Origin of the sequence: Pseudonocardia autotrophica (assembly GCF_003945385.1) — a bacterium.
Lineage (GTDB): Bacteria > Actinomycetota > Actinomycetes > Mycobacteriales > Pseudonocardiaceae > Pseudonocardia > Pseudonocardia autotrophica.
The window spans coordinates 1,456,008-1,476,509 of record NZ_AP018920.1 but is presented as its reverse complement, the minus strand read 5'-3'; the positions used below and the strand labels follow the sequence as shown (position 1 = coordinate 1,476,509).

Genomic DNA, 20,502 nt, shown 5'->3' with positions numbered 1-20,502 from the left:
GGCACAGCCCCGGGGCCGGTACACCGGCCCCGGGGACAGACTTTCAGCGCCCGAACCTCAGAGCCCGAACCTCAGGGCCCGAACCTCAGAGCCCGGCCCGCAGGTGCGGGACCAGGACGCGCAGGGCGAGCCCGCGGTGCGACGCGCCGTCCTTCTCCTGCGCGGACAGCTCAGCCGATGAGCGGTTCTCCCCCTCCGGGGCGAAGATCGGGTCGTAGCCGAACCCGTTGTCGCCGCGCGGGGCCCGCAGCAGCGTCCCCCGCCAGGTGCCGTGCACGACGATCCGGCCCGGGACACCGTCTCCGGTGCCCGGCCCGCCGCTACCCGGCCCGCCGCTGCCCGGCCCACTGCTGTCCTGCCCGGCGCTACCCGGCCCACTGCTGTCCGGCCCGGCGCTGTCCGGTCCGGCGCTGTCCGGCCCGGCGCTGTCCGGTCCGGCGCCGCCCTCCGGGAGCAGCGGTGCGGCGGCGCCGTCCGGCGTCACCAGCGCGGCGGCGCACACGAACGCCGCACCGCGCCGCTCGTCGGGCACGTCCTCGGTCTGCCCGAGCAGCAGCCGCAGGTTGGCCTCGTCGTCGCCGTGCCTGCCTGCCCAGCGGGCGGAGAAGATCCCCGGCATCCCGTTCAGCGCGTCGACGGTGATCCCCGAGTCGTCGGCGATCGCCGGCAGCCCGGTGGCGAGGGCCGCGTCCCGGGCCTTCGCGAGGGCGTTCTCGGCGAACGTCGCCCCGGTCTCCGGGGCCTCCGGGAACTCGTCGACGTCGGCGAGACCGAGGATCTCGATGCCGTCGAGCCCGGCCGCGTCGACGATCCGGCGCAGCTCGACGAGCTTCTTCGCGTTGCGGGTCGCGAGCAGCACCCGGGTCACTCGGCGCCGTCCTCGGCGGGGGCCGCCTCGGTCGTGGCCGCCCGCTCCGCCACCAGCTTGGGGTGCGGCTGGGCGAGCACCTCGACCTGCATCCGGGCCAGCGTCTCGATCCCGGACAGCGCCGAGTCGAGCATCGCGTCGAGGGTCTTGCGGGCGAAGGTGGCGCCCTCGCCGGTGCCCTGGACCTCGATCAGCGTCCCGGTCTCGGTGGCGACGACGTTGGTGTCGACCTCGGCCCGCGAGTCCTCGGAGTAGGGCAGGTCGAGCCGGACCCGGCCGTCGACCACACCCACCGACACCGCAGCCACCTGGCAGGAGATCGGCTTGGGATCCGACAGCTTGCCGTGCTCACCGAGCCAGCTGACGGCGTCGCAGAGCGCCACGTAGGCGCCGGTGATCGCCGCGGTGCGGGTGCCACCGTCGGCCTGTAGCACGTCGCAGTCGATCGCAATCGTGTTCTCGCCGAGCGCCCGCAGGTCGATGCAGGCGCGCAGGGACCGGCCGATCAGCCGGGAGATCTCGTGCGTGCGGCCGCCGACCCGGCCCTTCACCGACTCCCGCGACGACCGGGTGTCGGTCGACGAGGGCAACATCGCGTACTCGGCGGTCACCCAGCCGAGGCCGGATCCCTTCCGCCACCGCGGGACACCATCGGTCACGCTCGCCGCACAGAGCACCTTCGTGTCACCGAACTCCACCAGCACCGATCCGGCCGGGTGCTTCTGGAAGCCCCTGGTGATCGTCACGGGGCGCAGCTCGTCGTCAGCCCGTCCGTCCGCTCTGCCCTCTACTCGTGTCACCCACCCATCGTAGGAAGCGGGTTCAGACGTCGAAGACCGCGTCCGGCGTCGCGGCCTCGACCGGCCCGTCGAACGCGGCCGCCGCCTCGCCGGCCAGCTCGTCGCGGTCGTACCAGGCGGGGACGTGCGTGACGACCAGCCGGCGCGCACCGGCGGTGGCGGCGTGCTCGCCGGCCTCCCGCCCGGACAGGTGCACCCCGGGCGGATTGTGCTCACCGTGCGGCCAGCTCGCCTCGCACAGCAGCAGGTCGGCGTCGCGGGCGGCGTCGAGGAGACCGGGGCAGGCACCGGTGTCGCCGGAGTAGGTGAGGACCCGCCTGCCGTGCTCGATCCGCAGCGCGAACGCCGGGCACGGGTGGACCACCCCGAACGCGCTCACCCGCACCTCGTCGGCGCCGGTGCCGATCGTGTGGGTGCCCCCGGCGGCGAGATCGTGGAAGGTGAAGACGTCGGTGAGGTCGGTCCCGGCGAGCTCGTCATCGGAGGGCGCGTAGGCGCGGGCGAACCGGTCGTGGGCCCCGGCGGGCGCGTACACCGGCAGCGGCGACGCGGCGGCGTCGAACGGCGGCCGCGGGTGGTAGCGGCGGTGCACGACCAGCGAGGCGAAGTCCGAGCAGTGATCGGCGTGCAGGTGGCTGAAGACGACCGCGTCCAGCGACCACGGGTCGAGATGGCGCTGCAGCGCACCCAGAGTGCCGTTGCCGAGATCGAGGGTGAGGCGGGTGCCGCCCGCCTCCACCAGATAACCGGAGGCAGGGGACTCGGGACCGGGGCCGCTGCCGGAGCACCCGAGCACGATCAGCCGCATGCGCGACACTAACCCGTTCGCGCAGTGCGCCGCAGCCACCAGATCCCGACGAAGGGCAGCACCAGCGGCACGAAGCCGTAGCCGATGCCGAAGTACGACCAGACCGTCTCCCGCGGAAAGTCGCTCGGCACGAACAGCGTGACCGCGCCGACGACCAGCACCCCGATCATCTCGAAGACCACCGCGCACCAGGCGAGCCTGCGGAACCACGGGCCGGTGCCGGCGAGCCCGATCGTCGCCAGTACGTAGACGACGCCCGCCACGGCGGACAGCGAGTACGCCAGCGGGGCCTCGTCGAAGCGTTCCGCGATCTGCACCCCGGCCCGGGCCGTCGCGGCGAGCGCGAAGATGCCGTAGACGGCGATCAGCACCCGGCCGGGGCCGGTCGCCGTCGCCCGCACGTCGCCGTCAGGCACCGGGGATCCAGAGGCCCTGCAGGCGCAGCACTGCGACCAGGGTGCCGATCGCGCCGGCGGCGATCACCGCGCCGCCCCACCGGCTGGGCTCGGCGGTGGCGAACTGCAACGCGATCGGCATGACGCAGATCGCGACGGCCAGGTAGATCAGGAAGGTGGTCTGCTCGGGGAGGGTGACGCCGTCGACGAGCACCAGGTAGGCCGCGACGGCGGCCTGCACCACGACCAGCGCCTCGCAGACCCCGACGGCGACCCGATGCACCCGCCCCGGCGGCCTGCCGGTCACCGTGGTGACCAGGCCGAACAACGCGGTGGCCGCGAGGGCCACCGTGATCACCAGTACCAGCGCACCGATCACGGCCGCGACGTTACCCCGGCCGGGTCGGCGGCCCGTGCACCGGCTCTGCCGACCACCGCGCCGATCTCGGGGCCGAGGAACCGGCGGCCGAGCCGCCGGAACGGCTCCGGGTCGCCGGTGGCGAGGAAGCGGTGCGGCTGCGGCGGCACGGTGTCGTCGGCGCCGTCGCGCAGCAGGTCGCGGGCGTGCAAGGTGCGCACCAGGGTGCGGGCGGTCTCGTCGGCCGAGGACACCAGCGTCACGTCCGGGCCGAGCACGATCTCCAGCACCCCGGTCAGCAGCGGGTAGTGCGTGCAGCCCAGCACCACGGTGTCCACCCCGGCGCGCTGCAGCGGCTCCAGGTAGCCCTCGGCGACACCGAGCACCTGCCGCCCGCTGGTCGTCCCGCGCTCGACGAAGTCGACGAACCGCGGGCAGGCCACCGAGGTGACCTCGACGCCCGGTGCGGCCTCGAACGCGTCGGGATAGGCACCCGACGCGATCGTCCCGGCCGTCCCGATGACGCCGACCCGTCCGTTGCGGGTGGTCGCGACCGCCCGCCGGACGGCCGGCCGGATCACCTCCACGACCGGCACCCGGTAGCGCTCACGGAAGTCGGCCAGGCAGGCCGCCGAGGCCGTGTTGCAGGCGATGACCAGCGCCTTCACCCCGGATTCGACGAGCTCGTCGCCGATCGCGAGCGCGTGCCGCCGGACCTGCGCGATCGGCTTCGGCCCGTACGGGCTGTGCGCGGTGTCGCCGACGTAGACGACCTGCTCGGCGGGCAGCAGGTCGATCACCGAGCGGGCGACGGTGAGCCCGCCGACCCCGGAGTCGAAGATCCCGATCGGTGCGTCGAGATCCTGGCCGCCGTCCCGGGTGCTGCTCACGCCCTCAGGGTAGGTGCGGAGCGCCGATCGGCCTTCGCCACCCAGGACGCCGCGACGACGCCGCCGATCGCCCCGAACAGGTGGCCCTGCCAGGACACCGACGGATCGGAGGGCAGCACGCCCCACAGCAGCGAGCCCCAGAACAGGAACAGCACCACGGCGAGCAGCACCTGCCGCCCGTTGCGCGCGTAGAAGCCGCGGGCCAGCAGGAACAGGAACCAGCCGAACACGATGCCGGAGGCACCGATCACCGGCGCGGGCGAGACCAGCCAGACCCCGAGGCCGCTGACCACCCAGATCGTGGCGGTGACCGAGAACCACTGGGCGATCCCGCCGGACATCGCGAGGAACCCGAAGATCAGGAACGGCAGGGTGTTCGCGAGCAGGTGCGCCCAGTCGTCGTGCAGCAGCGGGGCGGTGAGGATCCCGGCGAGCCCCGCCGTGTCGCGCGGGTAGATCGCGCCCGCCATCTGCACGGTCTGGCCGGAGGCGACGTCGATGGCCTCGAACAGGTAGAGCGCCGCGGTGAACAGCAGCATGACGGCCGCGGCCCGTTTCGGCGCGGGCGGGAGCACCCGGGCGGGAGCCCGGCCGGACGGGAGTGCGGTCATGCCACCGACGGTACCGGCGGGCATGCCGGATTCGCCCGTCCTCCCGTGCGCTCAGGCCCAGAGATGCCCGTCGATGTTCTGTGCGGCGGAACCGAGATCGCCCGAATAGGCGCCGGTGGACAGGTACTTCCACCCACCGTCGCAGATGATGATCACGACGTCGGCCCGCTCGCCGGCGTCGAGCGCCTTGTTCGCGACGCCCAGCGCCGCGTGCAGGATCGCCCCGGACGAGATCCCGGCGAAGATCCCCTCCTGCTCGACGAGCTGGCGGGTGCGGCGCAGCGCGTCGTAGCTGCCGACCGAGAACCGGCCGGTCAGCACGGTCTCGTCGTACAGCTCGGGGACGAACCCCTCGGAGAGGTTCCGCAGCCCGTAGACGAGCTCGCCGTAGCGCGGCTCGGCGGCGACGATCTGGACGTCCGGCTTGTGCTCGCGCAGGTACCGGCCGGCCCCGACGAGGGTGCCGGTGGTGCCCAGCCCGGCCACGAAGTGGGTGATCGAGGGCAGGTCGCGCAGGATCTCCGGGCCGGTGCCGCGGTAGTGCGCGTCGGTGTTGGCCGGGTTGCCGTACTGGTAGAGCATCACCCACTCCGGGTGCTCCGCGGCCAGCTGCTTGGCGACGGCGACGGCCTGGTTGGAGCCGCCGGCCGCCGGCGAGGAGATGATCTGCGCGCCGTACATGGCGAGCAGCTGGCGACGCTCGGCGGAGGTGTTCTCCGGCATCACGCAGACGATCTCGTAGCCCTTGAGCCGGGCGGCCATCGCCAGCGAGATGCCGGTGTTGCCCGAGGTCGGCTCCAGGATGGTGCAGCCGGGGGTGAGCAGGCCCTGCTTCTCCGCGTCCTCGATCATCGCCAGCGCGGGGCGGTCCTTGATCGAGCCGGTGGGGTTGCGGTCCTCCAGCTTCGCCCAGAGCCGCACGTCGTCGGACGGCGACAGCGACGGCAGCCCGACCAGCGGGGTGTCGCCGACGGCGTCCAGCAGCGAGTCGTAACGCAACAGGTCCTCCTCACGGACCGGTGCCGGGCGGGTGAACCCGCCCGGCACCCGGGATCCGGATCCTCAGCTCTGGGGGTCCCGCGAGCTGGTCTAGTGCCCGCCGGCGACGGCCGGGAGGATGGTGAGCGTGGACGACTCCTTGACCGGGGCCTCCAGGCCACCGGCGAAGCGGACGTCCTCGTCGTCGACGTAGATGTTGACGAAGCGGTGCAGCTTGCCGTCGGTGATCAGACGGTCCTTGATGCCGCTGTGCCGCGCATCCAGGTCGTCGATGACCGCGGAGACGGTGTCACCCTTCGCCTCGACGGTCTTCTCACCGCCGGTGTGCGTGCGAAGAATGGTGGGGATGGAGACGGAGACGGCCATCTCGGTGATCACTCCTGGTCGGTTGCTCGGACGTGCTCTGTACGCGGCAACGCAACCGGCGTCCGGCGACATTCCCGCGCGACCTCGCCCGCGCGGGTGCGGGGGGAGGGTGGATCAGCTCCGGTCGGGGACGTCGTCGGACCCGGTGTGGGCGAACATGTACGACTCCACGACCGCCAGCTCGTCCTCCACCACCGCACCGTCGGTGAGGTGGAAGGAACGGATCTCGGGACGGGCGTCGGCGGTGGAGAGGGCCACGATCAGCCAGTGCTGGTCGGGCGTCCACTCCATCTGTGCGATGTCCTTCACCGAGGGATACGCCTCGGGCAGTCCGCTGTCGGTCAGCGGCCGGCGCGGGACGCGGGTGTGCGAGTGCACGACCAGCATGCGGCGCTCCCCGGCGGCGTCGAGCGCGCGCTCCAGCCGGATGTCCTCGGCCGGGGAGAAGGCGAAATCGCTCTCGATCTCGTCGGCGTTGGTCATCGGGACGTAGCGCTCGGGATGCTCACCGGGGTCCGGACCGACGAGCTGGCCGCACGCCTCCAGCGGGAAGTCCCGCCGGGCGTGCGCGACGATCTCGTCGACGAGGTCCGCTCGGATGGCCAGCACGCCGATCACGATACGGGGCGCTCGCGCGGAACCCCACATCCCCGGGCGCCGGGAGACGACGTTCACCGGGTCGTCACGGCCGGTTGTGATACCGCCCACGGCGCGCGCGGTGTTGCGTCGCGATACTGCCGGGCATGCCCGTCGCATCCGGTCGCCGTACCGGCCTCGTCCTCGCAGCGGTGTTCGCGTTGGTCCTCGCGGCGGCGCTGGGCACCGACATCGGCTCGCGGGGCGGCTCCGGACCCGGCGTGGTCCGGGTGATCGCGTTCAACGACCTGCACGGGAACCTGGAACCGCCGTCCGGTTCGTCGGCGGAGGTGACCGCCGACGACGGCACGCAAGTCGAGGCGGGCGGCGCCGCGTTCCTGGCCGCGCACGTGGAACGGCTGCGCGCCGAGCAGCCCTCGAGCGTGCTGCTCTCCGCCGGGGACAACGTCGGCGCGTCCCCGCTGACGTCCGCGCTGTTCCACGACGAGCCGACGATCGAGCTCCTGGACGCGATGGGGGTGGCCGCCTCCGCGGCGGGCAACCACGAGTTCGACGAGGGCATCGACGAGCTGCGGCGGCTGGTTTCCGGCGGCTGCCGTCCGGCCGGGGGCTGCCGGTTCGGCCCGGCCCACGACGGCGCGTCGTTCCCGGTGCTGGCCGCGAACCTCACCTCGACGGGCGGGGCGGACGACGCCCGGACCGGCTCTCCCGCGCTGCCGGCGCACACCGTGCTCGACGTCGGTGGGACCCGGCTCGGCGTCATCGGCGCCACCCTGACCGAGCTGCCCGATCTGGTGTCACCGGACGGGATCCGCGGCATCGAGGTGGGCGACGAGATCGCCGCCGTCGACGCCGCCTCCCGGGAGCTGACCGCGCAGGGGGTGCGGGCCCAGGTGCTGCTGGTGCACCAGGGCGACGGGACCGGATCCGACGGCGGCGGCCCGGGCAGTTGCGCGCTGGAGCCGGACGGGCCCGGATCGGCGATCGCGGCGGGCGTCTCCGCCGACGTCGACGCCGTGTTCTCGGCGCACTCGCACCAGCAGTACGTGTGCAGCGTCACCGACCCGGCCGGGGAGCAGCGGCCGTTCGTGCAGGGTCTGTCGTTCGGGCGGCTGCTGTCGGTGGTCGACCTGGCGCTGACCGGCGACGGCGACGTCGACCGCGCCGCGACCACCGCGCGCAACGAGATCGTCAGCCGCGACATCGAGCCGGATCCGGCCGCGCAGCGGATCGTCGACGCCGCAGTGCGGGGATCGGAGCCGCTCGCGCAGCGGCCGGTCGGCACGCTCGCCGCGCCGCTGCCCCGGGCCGCCGAGGCATCCGGGCTCTCGCCGCTCGGGACGGTGATCGCCGACGCGCAGCTGGCCGCATCCCGCGGCGACGGCGCGCAGCTGGCGCTGACCAACCCGGGCGGTGTCCGGGCCGATCTGGTGCCGGGCCCGGACGGCCGGGTGACCTACGGGCAGGCCTACACGGTTCAGCCGTTCGGCAACATCCTGCAGACGATGACGCTCACCGGCGCGCAGCTGCGGGCCGTGCTGGACCAGCAGTTCACGGTGGACGACGGACCGACGGTCCTGCAGACGTCGTCGAACGTGCGCTACTCGGTCGCCGGCGACCGGGTCACCGGCATCGAGCTGGACGGCGCCCCGGTGACCGACGCCGGGACCTACCGGGTGGCGGTGAACAACTTCCTGTCCGCCGGGGGTGACGGGTTCGACGCCTTCACCGCTGGCACCGACCTGGTGGGCGGGCCGGTCGACCTGGACGCGTTCGTCGCGCACCTGGAGGCTTCCCCCGGGCTCGCGCCGCCGCCGACCGACCGGGTCACCCGCGACTGACGACCGGCCGCGCCAGTGCCTGCTCCGGGAGCCGACCGCCGCCGAGCTCGTGGTGCTCGCCGTCGGTACCGACACCGGGTTCACCACCGCGGTTTCCGGCCCGGTGCTCTCCGGGGCGGTGCCTGGTCGGCTACAGCGCCTTGAGCCGGACCCGGACCAACGAGTCCTGGACGAACGTCAGCCAGTGGTAGACGCCGAGGTGCTGGGCCCGGGGATCGTCGTCGGGCAACTGCTCGGGCATCTCCTCGCTCACGTCGAGCGCGGTGCCCAGTGCCAGCCGGACGTCGTTCAGCGCGGCCAGCCAGGAGTCGGCCTGCCCGGTGGTGAGCTCGATCCGGCCCCCCGCCTCGGGCAGCGTGTCGAGCACGGTCTCCGCCGCGGCGTCCTTCGCCTCGATCAGGCCCGGCTCGTGCAGCGACCGCATGCCGCCGGCGAGATCGGAGTCCTCGGTGGTGAAGTCGGGGAGCAGCCGGGCCAGCACCCGGTCGGTGGGCCGGGTGGTCGGGCCGGTGCGGATCCCGGTCAGCTCGGCGAGCTCGTCGGTGGGCGCGAGTGCGGCGCGGCCGGCGAGCATCTGCCGGACCTCGCTGAACAGGCCGCGCAGCACGGCCGCCTCCTCGCCGGAGAACCCGGAGGAGTACCGGACCCGCTCGCCGCGGCCGCTGCGCTTCCAGCCGTTCATGTGCGGTACCTCATAGCCGATCTCATGTGCGCTGCATGGTGGCCCACAGGCCGGCCGCGTGCAGCTGCGCGACGTGCCCCTCGACGGTGTCCTTGTCGCCCGAGGACACCGCGGCCCGGCCCTTGTGGTGGACGTCGAGCATCAGCGCGTTCGCCTTGGGCTCGGGATAGTGGAAGACCTTCTGCAGCACGTACGTGACGTACGACATGAGGTTGACCGGGTCGTTCCACACGATGGCCTGCCACGGGGTGTCGGGGGAGGCGGCGTCGTCGACATCCGGGTCGACGTCCGGCGAGACCTGCTCGGTGGGCGACGGGGACGGCGCGGTCATGCGCCCCATGGTGACACAACGGGCATAGGCTCCCACCCATGACCGGCCCCGTCCCGGAGGGCAGCACCGCTCTCCTGACCGACCGATACGAGCTCACGATGGTGGCCGCCGCGCTCGCCGACGGCACCGCCGACCGGGCGTGCGTGTTCGAGCTGTTCGCCCGCAGGCTCCCCGACGGCCGCCGCTACGGCGTCGTCGCCGGGACCGGCCGGCTGCTGGCGGCACTGGAACGCTTCCGGTTCGGCGAGGCCGAGCTGGCGGCGTTGGCCCAGGTGGTGGACCCGGCGACGCTGGACTGGTTGCGCGACTACCGGTTCACCGGCGACGTCGACGGCTACCCGGAGGGCGAGCTGTACTTCCCCGGCTCCCCCGTGCTGACCGTCACCGGCACCTTCGCCGACGCGGTGATCCTGGAGACCCTGGCCCTGTCGATCTACAACCACGACTGCGCGATCGCCTCGGCCGCCGCCCGGATGGTGACCGCGTCGGCCGGGCGGCCGCTGATCGAGATGGGCTCCCGGCGTACCCACGAGGAGGCGGCCGTCGCCGCGGCGCGGGCCGCCTACCTGGCCGGCTTCGCCACCACGTCGAACCTGGCCGCCGGCCGCCGCTACGGCATCCCGACCGCGGGCACCGCCGCGCACGCCTGGGTACTGCTGCACGACGACGAGCGGGCCGCGTTCCGCAGCCAGGTCGCCGCGCTGGGCACCGGCACCACCCTGCTCGTCGACACCTACGACATCCGCACCGGCATCGCGAACGCCGTCGAGGTGGCCGGGACCGGGCTCGGTGCGGTCCGGATCGACTCCGGTGACCTGGGCGAGATGGCCCACCAGGCCCGCGAGCAGCTCGACGCGCTGGGCGCGACCGGCACCCGGATCGTACTCTCCGGTGATCTCGACGAGTACGCGATCGCCTCGCTGCGGGCCGAGCCGGTGGACTCCTACGGGGTGGGGACGTCGCTGGTCACCGGATCCGGGGCGCCGACCGCCGGCATGGTCTACAAGCTCGTCGAGGTGGACGGGCGGCCGGTCAGCAAGCGGTCGACGTCCAAGGAGTCCCGGGGCGGGCGGAAGTCCGCGCTGCGCCGCTACAAGCCCACCGGGACCGCGGTCGAGGAGATCGTGTTCCCGCACGGCGGCCCGCCCGCCACCGGGCCGCACGACCGGGAGCTCCCGGTGCCACTGGTCCGCGGGGGCGAGCTCACCCCGGACGCCGCGGCACCCCTGGAGGACTCGCGCGAGCGGCTGCGGGCGGCGCTGGTCGCCGTACCGTGGGAGGGCCTGAAGCTGTCCCGCGGGGAGCCCGCGATCCCGACCACCTTCGTGACGGAGTCCTGATGGCACGCGCCCTGATCGTCGTCGACGTCCAGAACGACTTCTGCGAGGGCGGCGCGCTGGCCGTCGACGGCGGCGCCGCGGTCGCCGCCCGGATCGGCCCGCTGGCCCGCGACGGCGACTATTCGCACGTCGTCGCGACGCGTGACGTGCACGTCGATCCGGGCCCGCACTTCAGCGACACCCCGGACTTCGTCGACTCGTGGCCACCGCACTGCCGGGCCGGGACACCGGGCGCCTCGTTCCATCCGCTGCTGGACGTGGCACCGATCGAGTGCGTCTTCGACAAGGGCGCCTACACCAGCGCCTACTCCGGGTTCGAGGGAGCGAGCGACAACGAGTCGGGGGTGCCGCTGGCCGGCTGGCTGGACGAGCGCGGCGTCACCGAGGTGGACGTCGTGGGGCTGGCCACCGACCACTGCGTCCGGGCGACCGCGCTGGACGCGGCCCGGCTCGGCCTCACGACCAGGGTGCTGCTCGGCCACTGCGCGGGGGTGTCCCCGGCGACGGTGGAGCAGGCCCTCGCGCAGCTGCGCGCGAGCGGTGTGACGCTGGTGGGGCCCGAGCCGGCCTGATCCCGGGCCGGGCCCGATCCCGAGCCGGCCTGATCCCAGTCCCCGGCATCCCGACCCCCGGCGCCCCAGTCACCGGCATCCAGTCCCCCGCGCCCCGATCCCCGGCGTCCCGATCCCCGGGCGCCCCCGCGGGGCACCCGGGATCCGGTCAGCCCCGGAAGGCGGTGGAACGGTCCGGAACGCCGTCCCCGTCCGCACCGGGAATCGAACCGGCATCCGCACCGCCGGCCCCGGCTCCCTCCGTCGTCTCCGGCTGCTCGTCGTCGGAGCCGTCCTTCGGGAAGGCGCCGACCTTGACGAAGAAGTCGTCGCCGTGCCGGTCGGTCGCCCAGTCCACGGCCTGTTCGATCACCGCAGCCCCCTTGATGCTGCGCAGCACCAGCGGATCGCGGCGTAGATCGCGGAACAGTGCCAAGCAGAGCAGGACCATGATGATGACGAAGGGGGCGGCGACCAGGATGGTGAGGTTCTGGATGCCGTCGAGTGCGTTCTCGCCGCCGGTGAGCAGCATGAGTACGGCGACGGCGCCCATGACCGCGCCCCAGAAGATGACGATCCAGCGGCTGGGTTCGATGGTGCCGCGTTGGGACAGGGTTCCCATCACGATGGAGGCGGCGTCGGCGCCGGAGACGAAGAAGATGCCGACCAGGATCATGACCAGGATGCCGCTGGCGGTGGCCAGGGGGTAGGCGTCGAGCATCTGGAAGAGCTGGACGTTGGAGTCGTCGGAGAACTGGGTGCCTTGCTGGGACTGGGTGATGGCGGTGCCGCCGAAGATGCAGAACCAGACCAGGGAGACCAGTGAGGGGGCGAGGATGACGCCGCCGACGAATTCGCGGATGGTGCGGCCGCGGGAGATGCGGGCGAGGAACATGCCGACGAACGGGGTCCAGGAGATCCACCAGGCCCAGTAGAAGATCGTCCAGTCGGAGAGCCAGTCGAGCATGGGTTCGCCGCCGACGGCTTCGGTGCGGCCGACCATGTCGAAGAACTGGGCGAAGTAGGCGCCGATCGAGGTGGGGATGAGGTCGAGGATGATCACGGTGGGGCCGGCGACGAACACGAACAGGGCCAGTACGCCGGCCAGGACCATGTTGGTGTTGGACAGCCATTGGATGCCGCGGGCGACGCCGGAGACCGCGGAGAGCACGAAGGCGGCGGTGAGTACGACGATGATCGCGGCCAGGGTGCCGGGGCCGACGGGGCCGTCGGACCAGCCGACGGTCTGCATGCCGCCGCCGATCTGGTAGGCGCCCAGGCCCAGTGAGGCGGCGGATCCGAACAGGGTCGCGAAGATCGCGAGGATGTCGATGGCCTTGCCGATGGGGCCTTCGGCGGCGCGGTGTCCGATCAGGGGGATGAAGGCCTGGCTGATCAGTTGGCGGCGGCCCTTGCGGAAGGTCGAGTAGGCGATGGCCAGTCCGACCACGGCGTAGATGGCCCAGGGGTGCAGGGTCCAGTGGAACAGCGATGTGGCCATGGCGACCTGCATGGCTTCGGTGGTGCCGGGTTCGGCGGCGCCGGGTGGGGTCGAGGTGGTGAAGAACGACAGGGGTTCGGTGACGCCGAAGAACATCAGTCCGATGCCCATCCCGGCGGAGAACATCATCGCGATCCAGGACACGGTGCGGAACTCGGGTTGTTCGTCGTCGGTGCCGAGTTTGATCCGGCCGAACCGGCTGAACGCCAGGAACAGTGCGAACGCCACGAACGCTGTCGCGGCGAGGACGAACCCCCATCCGCCGCCGCGCATCAGGCCCTCGAGCATCGTCTCGGCGGTCGCAGCGAGGCTGTCGGGGGCGGCCATCCCCCAGACCACGAACAGCAGCGCGAGTGCCGCGCCCACCCCGAAGATCGTCCAGTCGGTGCGCGACCGACCCTCATCGGATCCGGCAGAGCCGGAATCCGTACACGGTTCCACCTGCGTCATGAGTGGTCCACCTCTGATCGGGGCGGCACGCGGAACACCGGCCGCCATCAGATACTCGACTAATATATCTAGGGACCGTATTGTGGGTCACCAGTTCGGTCAAGGCTGGCCGAACACACGGTGCCCCTTCGAAGCCACCGGAAGCCTTCCGTGACCAGGTCCCCGGCAGCGGACGACGACCGCGCGGGGCAGCACCCCCATCGCCTTCCCGAGGAGCAGTGCTATGACAACCGGTGAGCTCTCCACCCCTGCCGAGGACCAGGGTCTGCCGGAGAGCCTGCGCGAGACCCTGGCCGGCCATTACTACACCGATCCGCAGATCTTCCGCGCCGAGCAGGACCGGATCTTCCACACCGGCTGGTTCTGCGCCGTACTCGCCACCGACCTCGAACGACCCGGCCAGTACGAAACCGTCCAGATCGGACGGGAAAGCGTCATCATCACCCGCCGCCGCGACGGCCGGATCGCCGCCCACCTCAACATCTGCCGACACCGCGGCGCCCGACTCTGCACCCAGGACAAGGGCGAGGTCCGACGCTCCTTCCAATGCCCCTACCACGCCTGGACCTACGACCTCGACGGCTCACTCATCGCCGCCCCCAACCTCAACGCGATGCCCGACATCGACAAAACCGACTACAGCCTGCACCGGGTACACACCCGCGAATGGCTCGGCTACATCTGGCTCTGCCTCGCCGAAACCCCACCCTCGTTCGACGACACCGTCATCGCCGACGTCACCACCCGACTCGGATCACCCGACGCCATCGTCGGCTACGACATCGCCAACCTCCGCCTCGGCCGCCGCATCACCTACGACGTCGCCGCGAACTGGAAACAGATCGTCGAGAACTTCATGGAGTGCTACCACTGCGCCACGATCCACCCCGAACTCACCGAAGTACTCCCCGAGTTCGCCGACGGCCTCGCCGCCCAGTACTTCGTCGGCCACGGCGCCGCCTTCGGCAACGACGTCGAAGGATTCACCATCGACGGCTCAGCAGGCCTGCCCCGCATCCCCGGCGTCACCCACGACCAGGACCGCCGCTACTACGCCATCACCGTCCGACCCCAGGTCTTCATCAACCTCGTCCCCGACCACGTCGTGTTCCACCGGATGTTCCCCCTCGCACCCGACCGCACCCTCGTCCACTGCGACTGGCTCTACCTACCCCAGGTCATCGACTCCGGCACCGACATCGACCACTCCGTCGAACTGTTCCACCGCGTCAACCAACAGGACTTCGACGCCTGCGAACGCTGCCAACTCGGCATGGACTCCTGGTCGTATCAGAAGGGCGGCGTCCTGGTCCCCAGCGAGCACCACATCGGCGAGTTCCACGACTGGGTCCGCGGCCACATCGGCTGACCCGAACCGTCGAGCGTTGCAGGACGGCCTTCCCCTTCACCGTCCTGCAACGCTCGACCCCGTTCAGCGGAAGACGACGGTGCTCCCGCCGGACAGCAGCACCCGGCGCTCGCAGTGCCAGCGCACCGCACGCGACAGCGCCAGCGCCTCGGCGTCCCGGCCGACCGTCTGCAGCGACGACGGCACGTAGGTGTGGTCGATCCGGATCACCTCCTGCTCGATGATCGGCCCCTCGTCCAGGTCCGGGGTGACGTAGTGCGCGGTCGCCCCGACCAGCTTGACCCCACGGTCGTACGCCTGGTGGTAGGGCCGGGCCCCCTTGAAGCCGGGCAGGAACGAGTGGTGGATGTTGATCGCCCGGCCGTGCAGTGCCTTGCAGGTCTCGTCCGAGAGCACCTGCATGTAGCGGGCGAGCACGACGAGCTCGGCGTCGAGCTCGTCGACCGTGCGCAACAGCTGCGCCTCGGCGTCGGGCTTCGTCTCCGGGGTGACCGGGATGTGCACGAACGGCAGGCCGGCGGCGTCGGCCATCGGGCGCAGATCGGTGTGGTTGGAGACCACCCCGACGATGTCGGCACCCAGACTCCCGGCCCGCCAGCGGAAGATCAGGTCGTTGAGGCAGTGGCCGAGCCGGGACACCATCACCAGGATCCGGGCCGGGGATCCGTCGGAGAAGCCGAAGTCCATGCCGAACTCGGTGGCGACCGCCTCGAACTCGCGCGACAGCGTCCCGAGGTCGGCGCCGTCCGGCGCGACGACCCGGGTGCGCAGGTACAGCCTGCCCCGGACCGGGTCGTCGAACTGCTGGTACTCCCCGATGTCACAGCCGTGCTCGAAGAGGAAGGCGCTGACCGCGCGCACGATGCCGGTGCGGTTGGGGCAGCTCAGGATCAGGACGAAAGAACGGCTCACGGGAGTCTCCTCGACTACTGATATATCAATCACCGCGACAACCCGGCGGGTTGACGCTCCACTGTTACGTCGGTGTGCCGGGTTACCATGCGGTAGTGACCGCTCTGCCCGATACCAGTGAGCCGGAGTACGCCTCCCTGGCCGACAAGGCCTACACCGCGATCCGGGACCGGCTGATCATGCTCGACATCCCGCCGATGACCGCGATCGACGACGTCGCACTCGCCCGGTCCCTCGAGGTCGGCCGCACGCCCGTCCGGGAGGCGCTCAAGCGGCTCGAGATCGACCGGCTGGTGATCTCCTACCCGCGCCGCGGGACGTTCGCGACCGCCGTCGACATCACCGATCTCGCCTACATCTCCGAGATCCGGGTCCAGCTCGAGCCGCTCGCCGCCCGCCGGGCCGCCGAGTCCTCCGGCACCGCGGCACTGAGCGAGCTCGTCGCGCTGGCCGACACGATCGACGAGATCGACGTCCGCACGCTCGACCGGGACGCGCTGATGCGCTGGGATCTGCACGTGCACCGCGCGATCTACACCGCCGCCGCGAACCCGCACCTCGAGGACACCCTGATCCGCTACGACAACCTGGCGACCAGGATCTTCTGCCTGTTCCTGGACCGGATGTCGCACTTCGACCAGCACGTCGGCGAGCACTCGGGGCTGCTGCGTGCCATCGGCGACCGGCGGGCCGACGAGGCGGAGCAGCGGGCCCGGGACCACGTGATCGGCTTCGAGAAGGCGATCCGCGCGGTCGTCTGAGCGCGGTCGCACCGCTCAGCCGTGCGACCGCGCCGAGCGCACGGTGTGTTCGAGCAGCAGCGCCGTGGTCACCGGGCCGACCCCGCCCGGCACCGGGGTGAGGCCGCCCGCCACGGCCGCGACGCCGCCGTCGACGTCCCCGGCCAGGCTGCCGTCGGGTGCCGTGTTGGTCCCGACGTCGACGACGATCGCGCCGGGTGCGACGTGCTCGGCGCGCACCAGCCCGATCCGGCCCACCGCCACCACGAGCACGTCGGCCTCACGGGTGTGCTGCGCGAGGTCCTTGGTGTGCCGGTGGCAGATCGAGACCGTCGCGTCGCGCTGCAGCAGCAGCTGCGCGGTCGGTTTCCCGACCACCAGCGACCGCCCGACGACGACCGCACTGCGACCGGCCAGCGCGATGCCGTGGTGGTCGAGCAGGTCCAGTACCGCGGCGGCGGTCGCCGGCGGGTAGGCGGGCAGGCCCGCGGCGAGCCGCCCGGCCGAGAGCGGATTGGCCCCGTCGACGTCCTTCTCCGCGGCGATGTCGGCGGCGAGGTCCTCCACCCGCACGCCGTCGGGCAACGGGGTCTGCAGGATGATCCCGTGCACCGTGTCGTCGCCGCTGAGCCGGAGCAGGGTGTGCCGGATCGTCTCGGGATCGGCGTCCGCGCCGAGCTCGACGACGTCGCAGGCGATGCCGACCCGCCGGGCGGCGCCGGACAACGACCGGACGTACCAGCCGGCGCCCTCGTCGTCGGTGGCCACGACCACGGCCAGCCGGGGTGCGACACCCACCCCGATCAGCTCCGCCGCCCCGGCGGCGACCCGCTCGCGGATCGACCGGGCGAGCCCGGTGCCGTCGAGGACGACCGCGGACCCGGTATCTGCGGTGTCTGCGGTGCTCATCGGCCGATCCGTCCCCGGACGTCCGCGGTGATCTCGTCGGCCCGCGCGAGGAGGTCGTCGACCCCCTCCAGCGCCTCGGCCAGCTCCAGCCGGGCCAGCGGATCGGTGATCCCGGCGAGATTGACCTCGACGTTGAGCCGGGCGGTGCCCGCCGCGGCCCTGGCCGCCTCGGCGGCCGCGCCCACGTCGGTGAGCACGTTCGGATTGCCGACCGGCCCCAGCCGGCCCGCGAGCTCGACGACCTCCGCCGCCGCCCGGACCACCCGGGCCGGCACCCGGCCGGCCTCCACCAGCGCGTGCGCGATCGCCGCCGACCGCTCCGCCTTCGCCTGTGTGCCCTCCCGGGGAAGCGCGTAGGCGGCGCCGACCGCGGCGAAGGCGCGGGTGTCGTCCTCGGCCAGGCCGATCGCGACGACGCGGAGCTCGTCGGCGCGGTTGCGCACCGAGCAGATCGTCTCGGCGTGCTCGGTGTAGCGGTCGCCGTCGCTGTAGCGCGCCACCATGCCGAGCAGGGCGGCCGCCTGGGCCAGGTGCAGGCCCGCTGTCGCGCCGCCACCCGGTGCGGGTACGCGGGCGGCGAGGTCCCAGAGGAACCGGTCCACGGTGTCCGAACGCATGAACGTCCTTTCGTACGGCGAGATGATGGGCTGGTTCAGCGCCGGATCCGGCTCATCTCCGGATCGAACAGCGGCTCGGCGGCGACCGAGGCCGGGATCAGGCGGTCGAAGTACTGGATCTCGACGCGCGCCCCGACCGGCAGCCAGGCCGGCAGCCAGGCGTAGGCGACCGGGGTGCCGAGGGTGTGCGCGTAGGCGGCCGAGGTGACATACCCGGCGGGCTCGCCGTCGACGTGCACGACCTCGTGGCCGAGCACGACGCTGCGCCGGTCGTCGACGGTCAGGCAGGTCAGCCTGCGGGTGATCGCCTCGGGATCGAGTGCCTGCACCGCGGCCCGTCCGACGAAGTCGCCCTTGGTCCCCGGCCGGACGGCGAACCCCAGTCCCGCCTCGTACGGGTCGTGCTCGGTGCTCATGTCCGCACCCCAGGACCGGTACCCCTTCTCCAGCCTTAGGCTGTTGAACGCGGCCCGGCCCGCGGCCACCACGCCGAGCGGACGCCCGGCCGCGTAGAGCACGTCCCACAGCTTCTGCCCGTACTCGGCGCCGGTGTAGATCTCCCAGCCGAGCTCACCGACATAGGACAGCCGCATCGCGGTGACCGGGATCCCGGCGATGTGTGCGGGCATCGCCCGGAAGAACTTCAGGCCCTCGTGCGAGAAGTCGTCGCCGGACAGCGGCTGCACCAGATCCCGGGCCAGCGGCCCCCACACCCCGATGCAGCAGGTGCCACCGGTGATGTCCCGGACCCGGACACCGCCGTCGGCGGGCAGCGCCCGGCGCAGGTGGTCCAGGTCGAGGTTCGAGTTCGCACCGACCTGGAACGAGTCCTGTGCCAGCCGGGCGACGGTGAGATCGCTGCGCACACCGCCGGCCTCGTCCAGCATCAGGGTGTAGGTCACCGAGCCCACCGACTTGTCCATCTTCCCGGTGACCAGGCCGTCCAGGAACGCGCACGCCCCCGGGCCGCTGACCTCGAGCCGCTTGAGCGGGGTCATGTCGTACATCGCGACCGCGGTGCGCGTCTTCCACGCCTCGACCGCGACGACCGGCGAGTGGAACATCGCCGACCAGGCGTCGCGCGACGGCGGCCGCCAGTCCTGCGGGAGCTCCTTGACCAGGCCGGCGTTCGCCTCGTACCAGTGCGGGCGCTCCCAGGCGTGCGCCTGCAGGAAGACCGCGCCCAGCTCGCGCTGCCGGGCGTGGAACGGGCTGACCCGCACGTCGCGCGGGGACAGCTTGGGCTGCAGCGGGTGCAGCACGTCGTAGATCTCGACGAAGTTCTGCTGCGCGGTCTCGTCGACGTAGGCGTCGGTGGTCTCGATCTCGTCGAACCGGTGCACGTCGCAGCCGTGCAGGTCGAGCTCGCTGCGGCCGTCGGTGAGCAGCTGGGCGACCGCCCTGGCGACGCCGGACGAGTGGGTCACCCACACCGCCTCGGCGATCCAGAACCCGGCGACGTCGGCGGACTCACCGATCAGCGGGCCGCCGTCCGGGGTGAACGAGAAGACCCCGTTGAACCCGGTCTCCACCTTCGCCGACCGCAGCGCCGGGAGCAGCTCGCGGCTCTGCTCCCACTGCTGTGCGAAGTCCTCCTCGGTGAACGGCAGCATCGACGGCTGCGCGGACTCGGTGACCCCGCCGCCGATCTCCGGGAGCTCGGCGAGCGAGACCGGCATCGGCCGGTGGGCGTAGGAGCCGATGCCGATGCAGTCGTCGTGCTCCCGGTAGTAGAGGTCGGCGTCCTGGTGGCGCAGGATCGGCAGCCGGGCCTCGACCAGCTCGTCGTTGCGCCCGGCCAGCGCCTCCACCTGCCCGGTGCGGGCGTACTGGTGCGCCAGCGGCAGCAACGGCACCCGCATGCCGACGAGCTTGCCGAGCTCGCGGCCCCAGAACCCGGCGCAGCACACCACGATGTCGGCCGGGATCGTCTCCCCGGTGTCGGTCTGCACGCCGGTGACCCGGCCGCCGGCCTGCGCGATCCCGGTGACCCGGGTGGAACCGCGGAACACCGCGCCGCGCTCCTGTGCCCGGCGGGCCAGTACGACGACGGCGCGGGCCGCCTTCGCCAGTCCGTCGGTCGGGGTGTGCAGCCCGCCGAGGATCCGGCCGGCGTCGAGCAGCGGATGCAGCCGGGCGCACTCGTCCGGGCCGACGACGGTGGCCGGGACGCCCCGGGAGATCGCCCACCCCTGCTTGCGGTGCAGGTCGGCGAGCCGTTGCGGGGTGGTGGCGACCTCCAGGCCGCCGACCTGGTTGAAGCACCAGTCCCCGGCAGCGGTGGCCGGTGTGCCCAGCTCCTTGAGCTTCTCGACGGTGTAGGTGGCGAAGGCGGTCATGGTCTTCGAGCCGGTGGTCTGGAAGACCAGTCCGGGCGCGTGCGAGGTGGAGCCGCCGGTCAGCGGCAGCGGGCCCTGATCGAGGACGGTGACGTCGGTCCAGCCGCGTGCGGTGAGCTCGTCGGCCAGGTTGGTCCCGACGATCCCGGCTCCGATGACGACGACGCGGGAGGTCGTGCTCATGGGGGTCTCCTGTTCTCCACCGGCGGGCGCGGGCGGGGCGATCCG

Annotated in this window: 22 protein-coding genes; 5 read left to right on the top strand and 17 right to left on the bottom strand. The window is 72.3% G+C overall.

The window, feature by feature from the left end; all coding sequences use genetic code 11:
* Window positions 1-85: 85 nt before the first annotated feature.
* The 10 genes from Pdca_RS07180 to Pdca_RS07135 form a co-directional block, all read right to left on the bottom strand.
* Window positions 86-868, bottom strand: a complete 783-nt coding sequence (locus Pdca_RS07180) for a non-canonical purine NTP pyrophosphatase (RefSeq protein ID WP_085915466.1) — start codon at window positions 866-868, stop codon at window positions 86-88.
* Complete coding sequence (gene rph / locus Pdca_RS07175) at window positions 865-1,668, bottom strand: ribonuclease PH (RefSeq protein WP_085915467.1); 804 nt, start codon at window positions 1,666-1,668, stop codon at window positions 865-867. The genes Pdca_RS07180 and rph overlap by 4 nt, the downstream gene beginning before the upstream one ends.
* A 22-nt stretch (window positions 1,669-1,690) precedes the next feature.
* On the bottom strand, window positions 1,691-2,476 hold the full coding sequence (locus Pdca_RS07170; RefSeq protein ID WP_085915481.1) for an MBL fold metallo-hydrolase: 786 nt from the start codon (window positions 2,474-2,476) through the stop codon (window positions 1,691-1,693).
* An 8-nt stretch (window positions 2,477-2,484) separates the two neighbouring features.
* Entirely contained in the window at window positions 2,485-2,892 is a 408-nt protein-coding gene (locus Pdca_RS07165; RefSeq protein ID WP_166665908.1) for a hypothetical protein, read from the bottom strand.
* Window positions 2,885-3,250, bottom strand: coding sequence for a hypothetical protein (locus Pdca_RS07160; RefSeq protein WP_085915468.1), 366 nt, complete (start codon window positions 3,248-3,250; stop codon window positions 2,885-2,887). The genes Pdca_RS07165 and Pdca_RS07160 overlap by 8 nt, the downstream gene beginning before the upstream one ends.
* Window positions 3,247-4,119 carry a glutamate racemase gene (gene murI, locus Pdca_RS07155; RefSeq protein WP_085915469.1) on the bottom strand — a complete coding sequence of 291 codons (873 nt, stop codon included), beginning with the start codon at window positions 4,117-4,119 and terminating at the stop codon, window positions 3,247-3,249. Before murI ends, Pdca_RS07160 begins: the two co-directional genes overlap by 4 nt.
* On the bottom strand, window positions 4,116-4,730 hold the full coding sequence (locus Pdca_RS07150; protein ID WP_085915483.1) for a rhomboid family intramembrane serine protease: 615 nt from the start codon (window positions 4,728-4,730) through the stop codon (window positions 4,116-4,118). Before Pdca_RS07150 ends, murI begins: the two co-directional genes overlap by 4 nt.
* 51 nt (window positions 4,731-4,781) lie before the next feature.
* Window positions 4,782-5,732: a PLP-dependent cysteine synthase family protein gene (locus Pdca_RS07145; RefSeq protein WP_085915484.1), complete on the bottom strand. Its 951-nt coding sequence runs from the start codon at window positions 5,730-5,732 to the stop codon at window positions 4,782-4,784.
* 87 nt (window positions 5,733-5,819) lie between these two features.
* Entirely contained in the window at window positions 5,820-6,095 is a 276-nt protein-coding gene (locus tag Pdca_RS07140) for a MoaD/ThiS family protein (protein WP_085915485.1), read from the bottom strand.
* A gap of 114 nt (window positions 6,096-6,209) precedes the next feature.
* Complete coding sequence (locus Pdca_RS07135) at window positions 6,210-6,704, bottom strand: M67 family metallopeptidase (RefSeq protein ID WP_232021448.1); 495 nt, start codon at window positions 6,702-6,704, stop codon at window positions 6,210-6,212.
* A 134-nt stretch (window positions 6,705-6,838) separates the two neighbouring features.
* Here Pdca_RS07135 and Pdca_RS07130 point away from each other — a divergent pair, with 134 nt between their 5' ends.
* The gene (locus tag Pdca_RS07130) at window positions 6,839-8,533 is read left to right on the top strand and encodes a bifunctional metallophosphatase/5'-nucleotidase (RefSeq protein ID WP_085915470.1); all 1,695 of its coding nucleotides are present in this window, start codon (window positions 6,839-6,841) and stop codon (window positions 8,531-8,533) included.
* Window positions 8,534-8,663: 130 nt separating this feature from the next.
* On the opposite strand, the gene Pdca_RS07125 is transcribed toward Pdca_RS07130, so the two are convergent.
* Together Pdca_RS07125 and clpS are read right to left on the bottom strand one after the other, a co-directional pair.
* Window positions 8,664-9,215 (bottom strand): DUF2017 domain-containing protein, encoded by a 552-nt coding sequence (locus Pdca_RS07125; RefSeq protein WP_085915471.1) that lies wholly within the window; start codon window positions 9,213-9,215, stop codon window positions 8,664-8,666.
* Between the two features lie 22 nt (window positions 9,216-9,237).
* On the bottom strand, window positions 9,238-9,546 hold the full coding sequence (gene clpS, locus Pdca_RS07120; protein ID WP_085915472.1) for an ATP-dependent Clp protease adapter ClpS: 309 nt from the start codon (window positions 9,544-9,546) through the stop codon (window positions 9,238-9,240).
* 38 nt (window positions 9,547-9,584) lie between these two features.
* Between clpS and Pdca_RS07115 the strand changes: the two genes are divergently transcribed.
* Entirely contained in the window at window positions 9,585-10,886 is a 1,302-nt protein-coding gene (locus Pdca_RS07115; RefSeq protein WP_085915473.1) for a nicotinate phosphoribosyltransferase, read from the top strand.
* Entirely contained in the window at window positions 10,886-11,458 is a 573-nt protein-coding gene (locus tag Pdca_RS07110) for an isochorismatase family protein (RefSeq protein WP_085915474.1), read from the top strand. The genes Pdca_RS07115 and Pdca_RS07110 overlap by 1 nt, the downstream gene beginning before the upstream one ends.
* Window positions 11,459-11,606: 148 nt before the next feature.
* On the opposite strand, the gene Pdca_RS07105 is transcribed toward Pdca_RS07110, so the two are convergent.
* Window positions 11,607-13,388 carry a BCCT family transporter gene (locus Pdca_RS07105; protein WP_125911291.1) on the bottom strand — a complete coding sequence of 594 codons (1,782 nt, stop codon included), beginning with the start codon at window positions 13,386-13,388 and terminating at the stop codon, window positions 11,607-11,609.
* A 223-nt stretch (window positions 13,389-13,611) separates the two neighbouring features.
* Between Pdca_RS07105 and Pdca_RS07100 the strand changes: the two genes are divergently transcribed.
* Window positions 13,612-14,757 (top strand): aromatic ring-hydroxylating oxygenase subunit alpha, encoded by a 1,146-nt coding sequence (locus tag Pdca_RS07100; RefSeq protein ID WP_125911290.1) that lies wholly within the window; start codon window positions 13,612-13,614, stop codon window positions 14,755-14,757.
* A 63-nt stretch (window positions 14,758-14,820) separates the two neighbouring features.
* Here the strand turns inward: Pdca_RS07100 and purU are convergent, their stop codons facing one another.
* Entirely contained in the window at window positions 14,821-15,669 is an 849-nt protein-coding gene (purU, locus tag Pdca_RS07095; RefSeq protein ID WP_085914047.1) for a formyltetrahydrofolate deformylase, read from the bottom strand.
* 95 nt (window positions 15,670-15,764) lie between these two features.
* On the opposite strand from purU, the gene Pdca_RS07090 reads away from it, so the two are divergent.
* The gene (locus Pdca_RS07090; protein ID WP_085914046.1) at window positions 15,765-16,430 is read left to right on the top strand and encodes a GntR family transcriptional regulator; all 666 of its coding nucleotides are present in this window, start codon (window positions 15,765-15,767) and stop codon (window positions 16,428-16,430) included.
* Window positions 16,431-16,445: 15 nt separating this feature from the next.
* On the opposite strand, the gene Pdca_RS07085 is transcribed toward Pdca_RS07090, so the two are convergent.
* Genes Pdca_RS07085 through Pdca_RS07075 form a run of 3 tightly spaced genes read right to left on the bottom strand, consistent with a single transcriptional unit; the run spans window position 16,446 to window position 20,457 of the window.
* Entirely contained in the window at window positions 16,446-17,318 is an 873-nt protein-coding gene (locus tag Pdca_RS07085) for a bifunctional 5,10-methylenetetrahydrofolate dehydrogenase/5,10-methenyltetrahydrofolate cyclohydrolase (RefSeq protein ID WP_085914045.1), read from the bottom strand.
* Entirely contained in the window at window positions 17,315-17,935 is a 621-nt protein-coding gene (locus tag Pdca_RS07080; protein WP_085914044.1) for a cyclodeaminase/cyclohydrolase family protein, read from the bottom strand. Before Pdca_RS07080 ends, Pdca_RS07085 begins: the two co-directional genes overlap by 4 nt.
* A gap of 35 nt (window positions 17,936-17,970) precedes the next feature.
* On the bottom strand, window positions 17,971-20,457 hold the full coding sequence (locus tag Pdca_RS07075; RefSeq protein WP_085914043.1) for a GcvT family protein: 2,487 nt from the start codon (window positions 20,455-20,457) through the stop codon (window positions 17,971-17,973).
* Window positions 20,458-20,502 lie beyond the last annotated feature (45 nt).

Excerpts from the sequence above, each read along its gene's own strand:
- Pdca_RS07080 (WP_085914044.1), bottom strand. The coding sequence starts at position 17,935 with ATGCGTTCGGACACCGTGGACCGGTTCCTCTGGGACCTCGCCGCCCGC.
- clpS (WP_085915472.1), bottom strand. The coding sequence starts at position 9,546 with ATGACCGCGCCGTCCCCGTCGCCCACCGAGCAGGTCTCGCCGGACGTC.
- Pdca_RS07170 (WP_085915481.1), bottom strand. The coding sequence starts at position 2,476 with ATGCGGCTGATCGTGCTCGGGTGCTCCGGCAGCGGCCCCGGTCCCGAG.
- Pdca_RS07110 (WP_085915474.1), top strand. The coding sequence starts at position 10,886 with ATGGCACGCGCCCTGATCGTCGTCGACGTCCAGAACGACTTCTGCGAG.
- Pdca_RS07100 (WP_125911290.1), top strand. The coding sequence starts at position 13,612 with ATGACAACCGGTGAGCTCTCCACCCCTGCCGAGGACCAGGGTCTGCCG.
- Pdca_RS07140 (WP_085915485.1), bottom strand. The coding sequence starts at position 6,095 with ATGGCCGTCTCCGTCTCCATCCCCACCATTCTTCGCACGCACACCGGC.
- Pdca_RS07085 (WP_085914045.1), bottom strand. The coding sequence starts at position 17,318 with ATGAGCACCGCAGACACCGCAGATACCGGGTCCGCGGTCGTCCTCGAC.
- Pdca_RS07130 (WP_085915470.1), top strand. The coding sequence starts at position 6,839 with ATGCCCGTCGCATCCGGTCGCCGTACCGGCCTCGTCCTCGCAGCGGTG.
- Pdca_RS07150 (WP_085915483.1), bottom strand. The coding sequence starts at position 4,730 with ATGACCGCACTCCCGTCCGGCCGGGCTCCCGCCCGGGTGCTCCCGCCC.
- Pdca_RS07105 (WP_125911291.1), bottom strand. The coding sequence starts at position 13,388 with ATGACGCAGGTGGAACCGTGTACGGATTCCGGCTCTGCCGGATCCGAT.
- Pdca_RS07115 (WP_085915473.1), top strand. The coding sequence starts at position 9,585 with ATGACCGGCCCCGTCCCGGAGGGCAGCACCGCTCTCCTGACCGACCGA.
- Pdca_RS07075 (WP_085914043.1), bottom strand. The coding sequence starts at position 20,457 with ATGAGCACGACCTCCCGCGTCGTCGTCATCGGAGCCGGGATCGTCGGG.
- Pdca_RS07125 (WP_085915471.1), bottom strand. The coding sequence starts at position 9,215 with ATGAACGGCTGGAAGCGCAGCGGCCGCGGCGAGCGGGTCCGGTACTCC.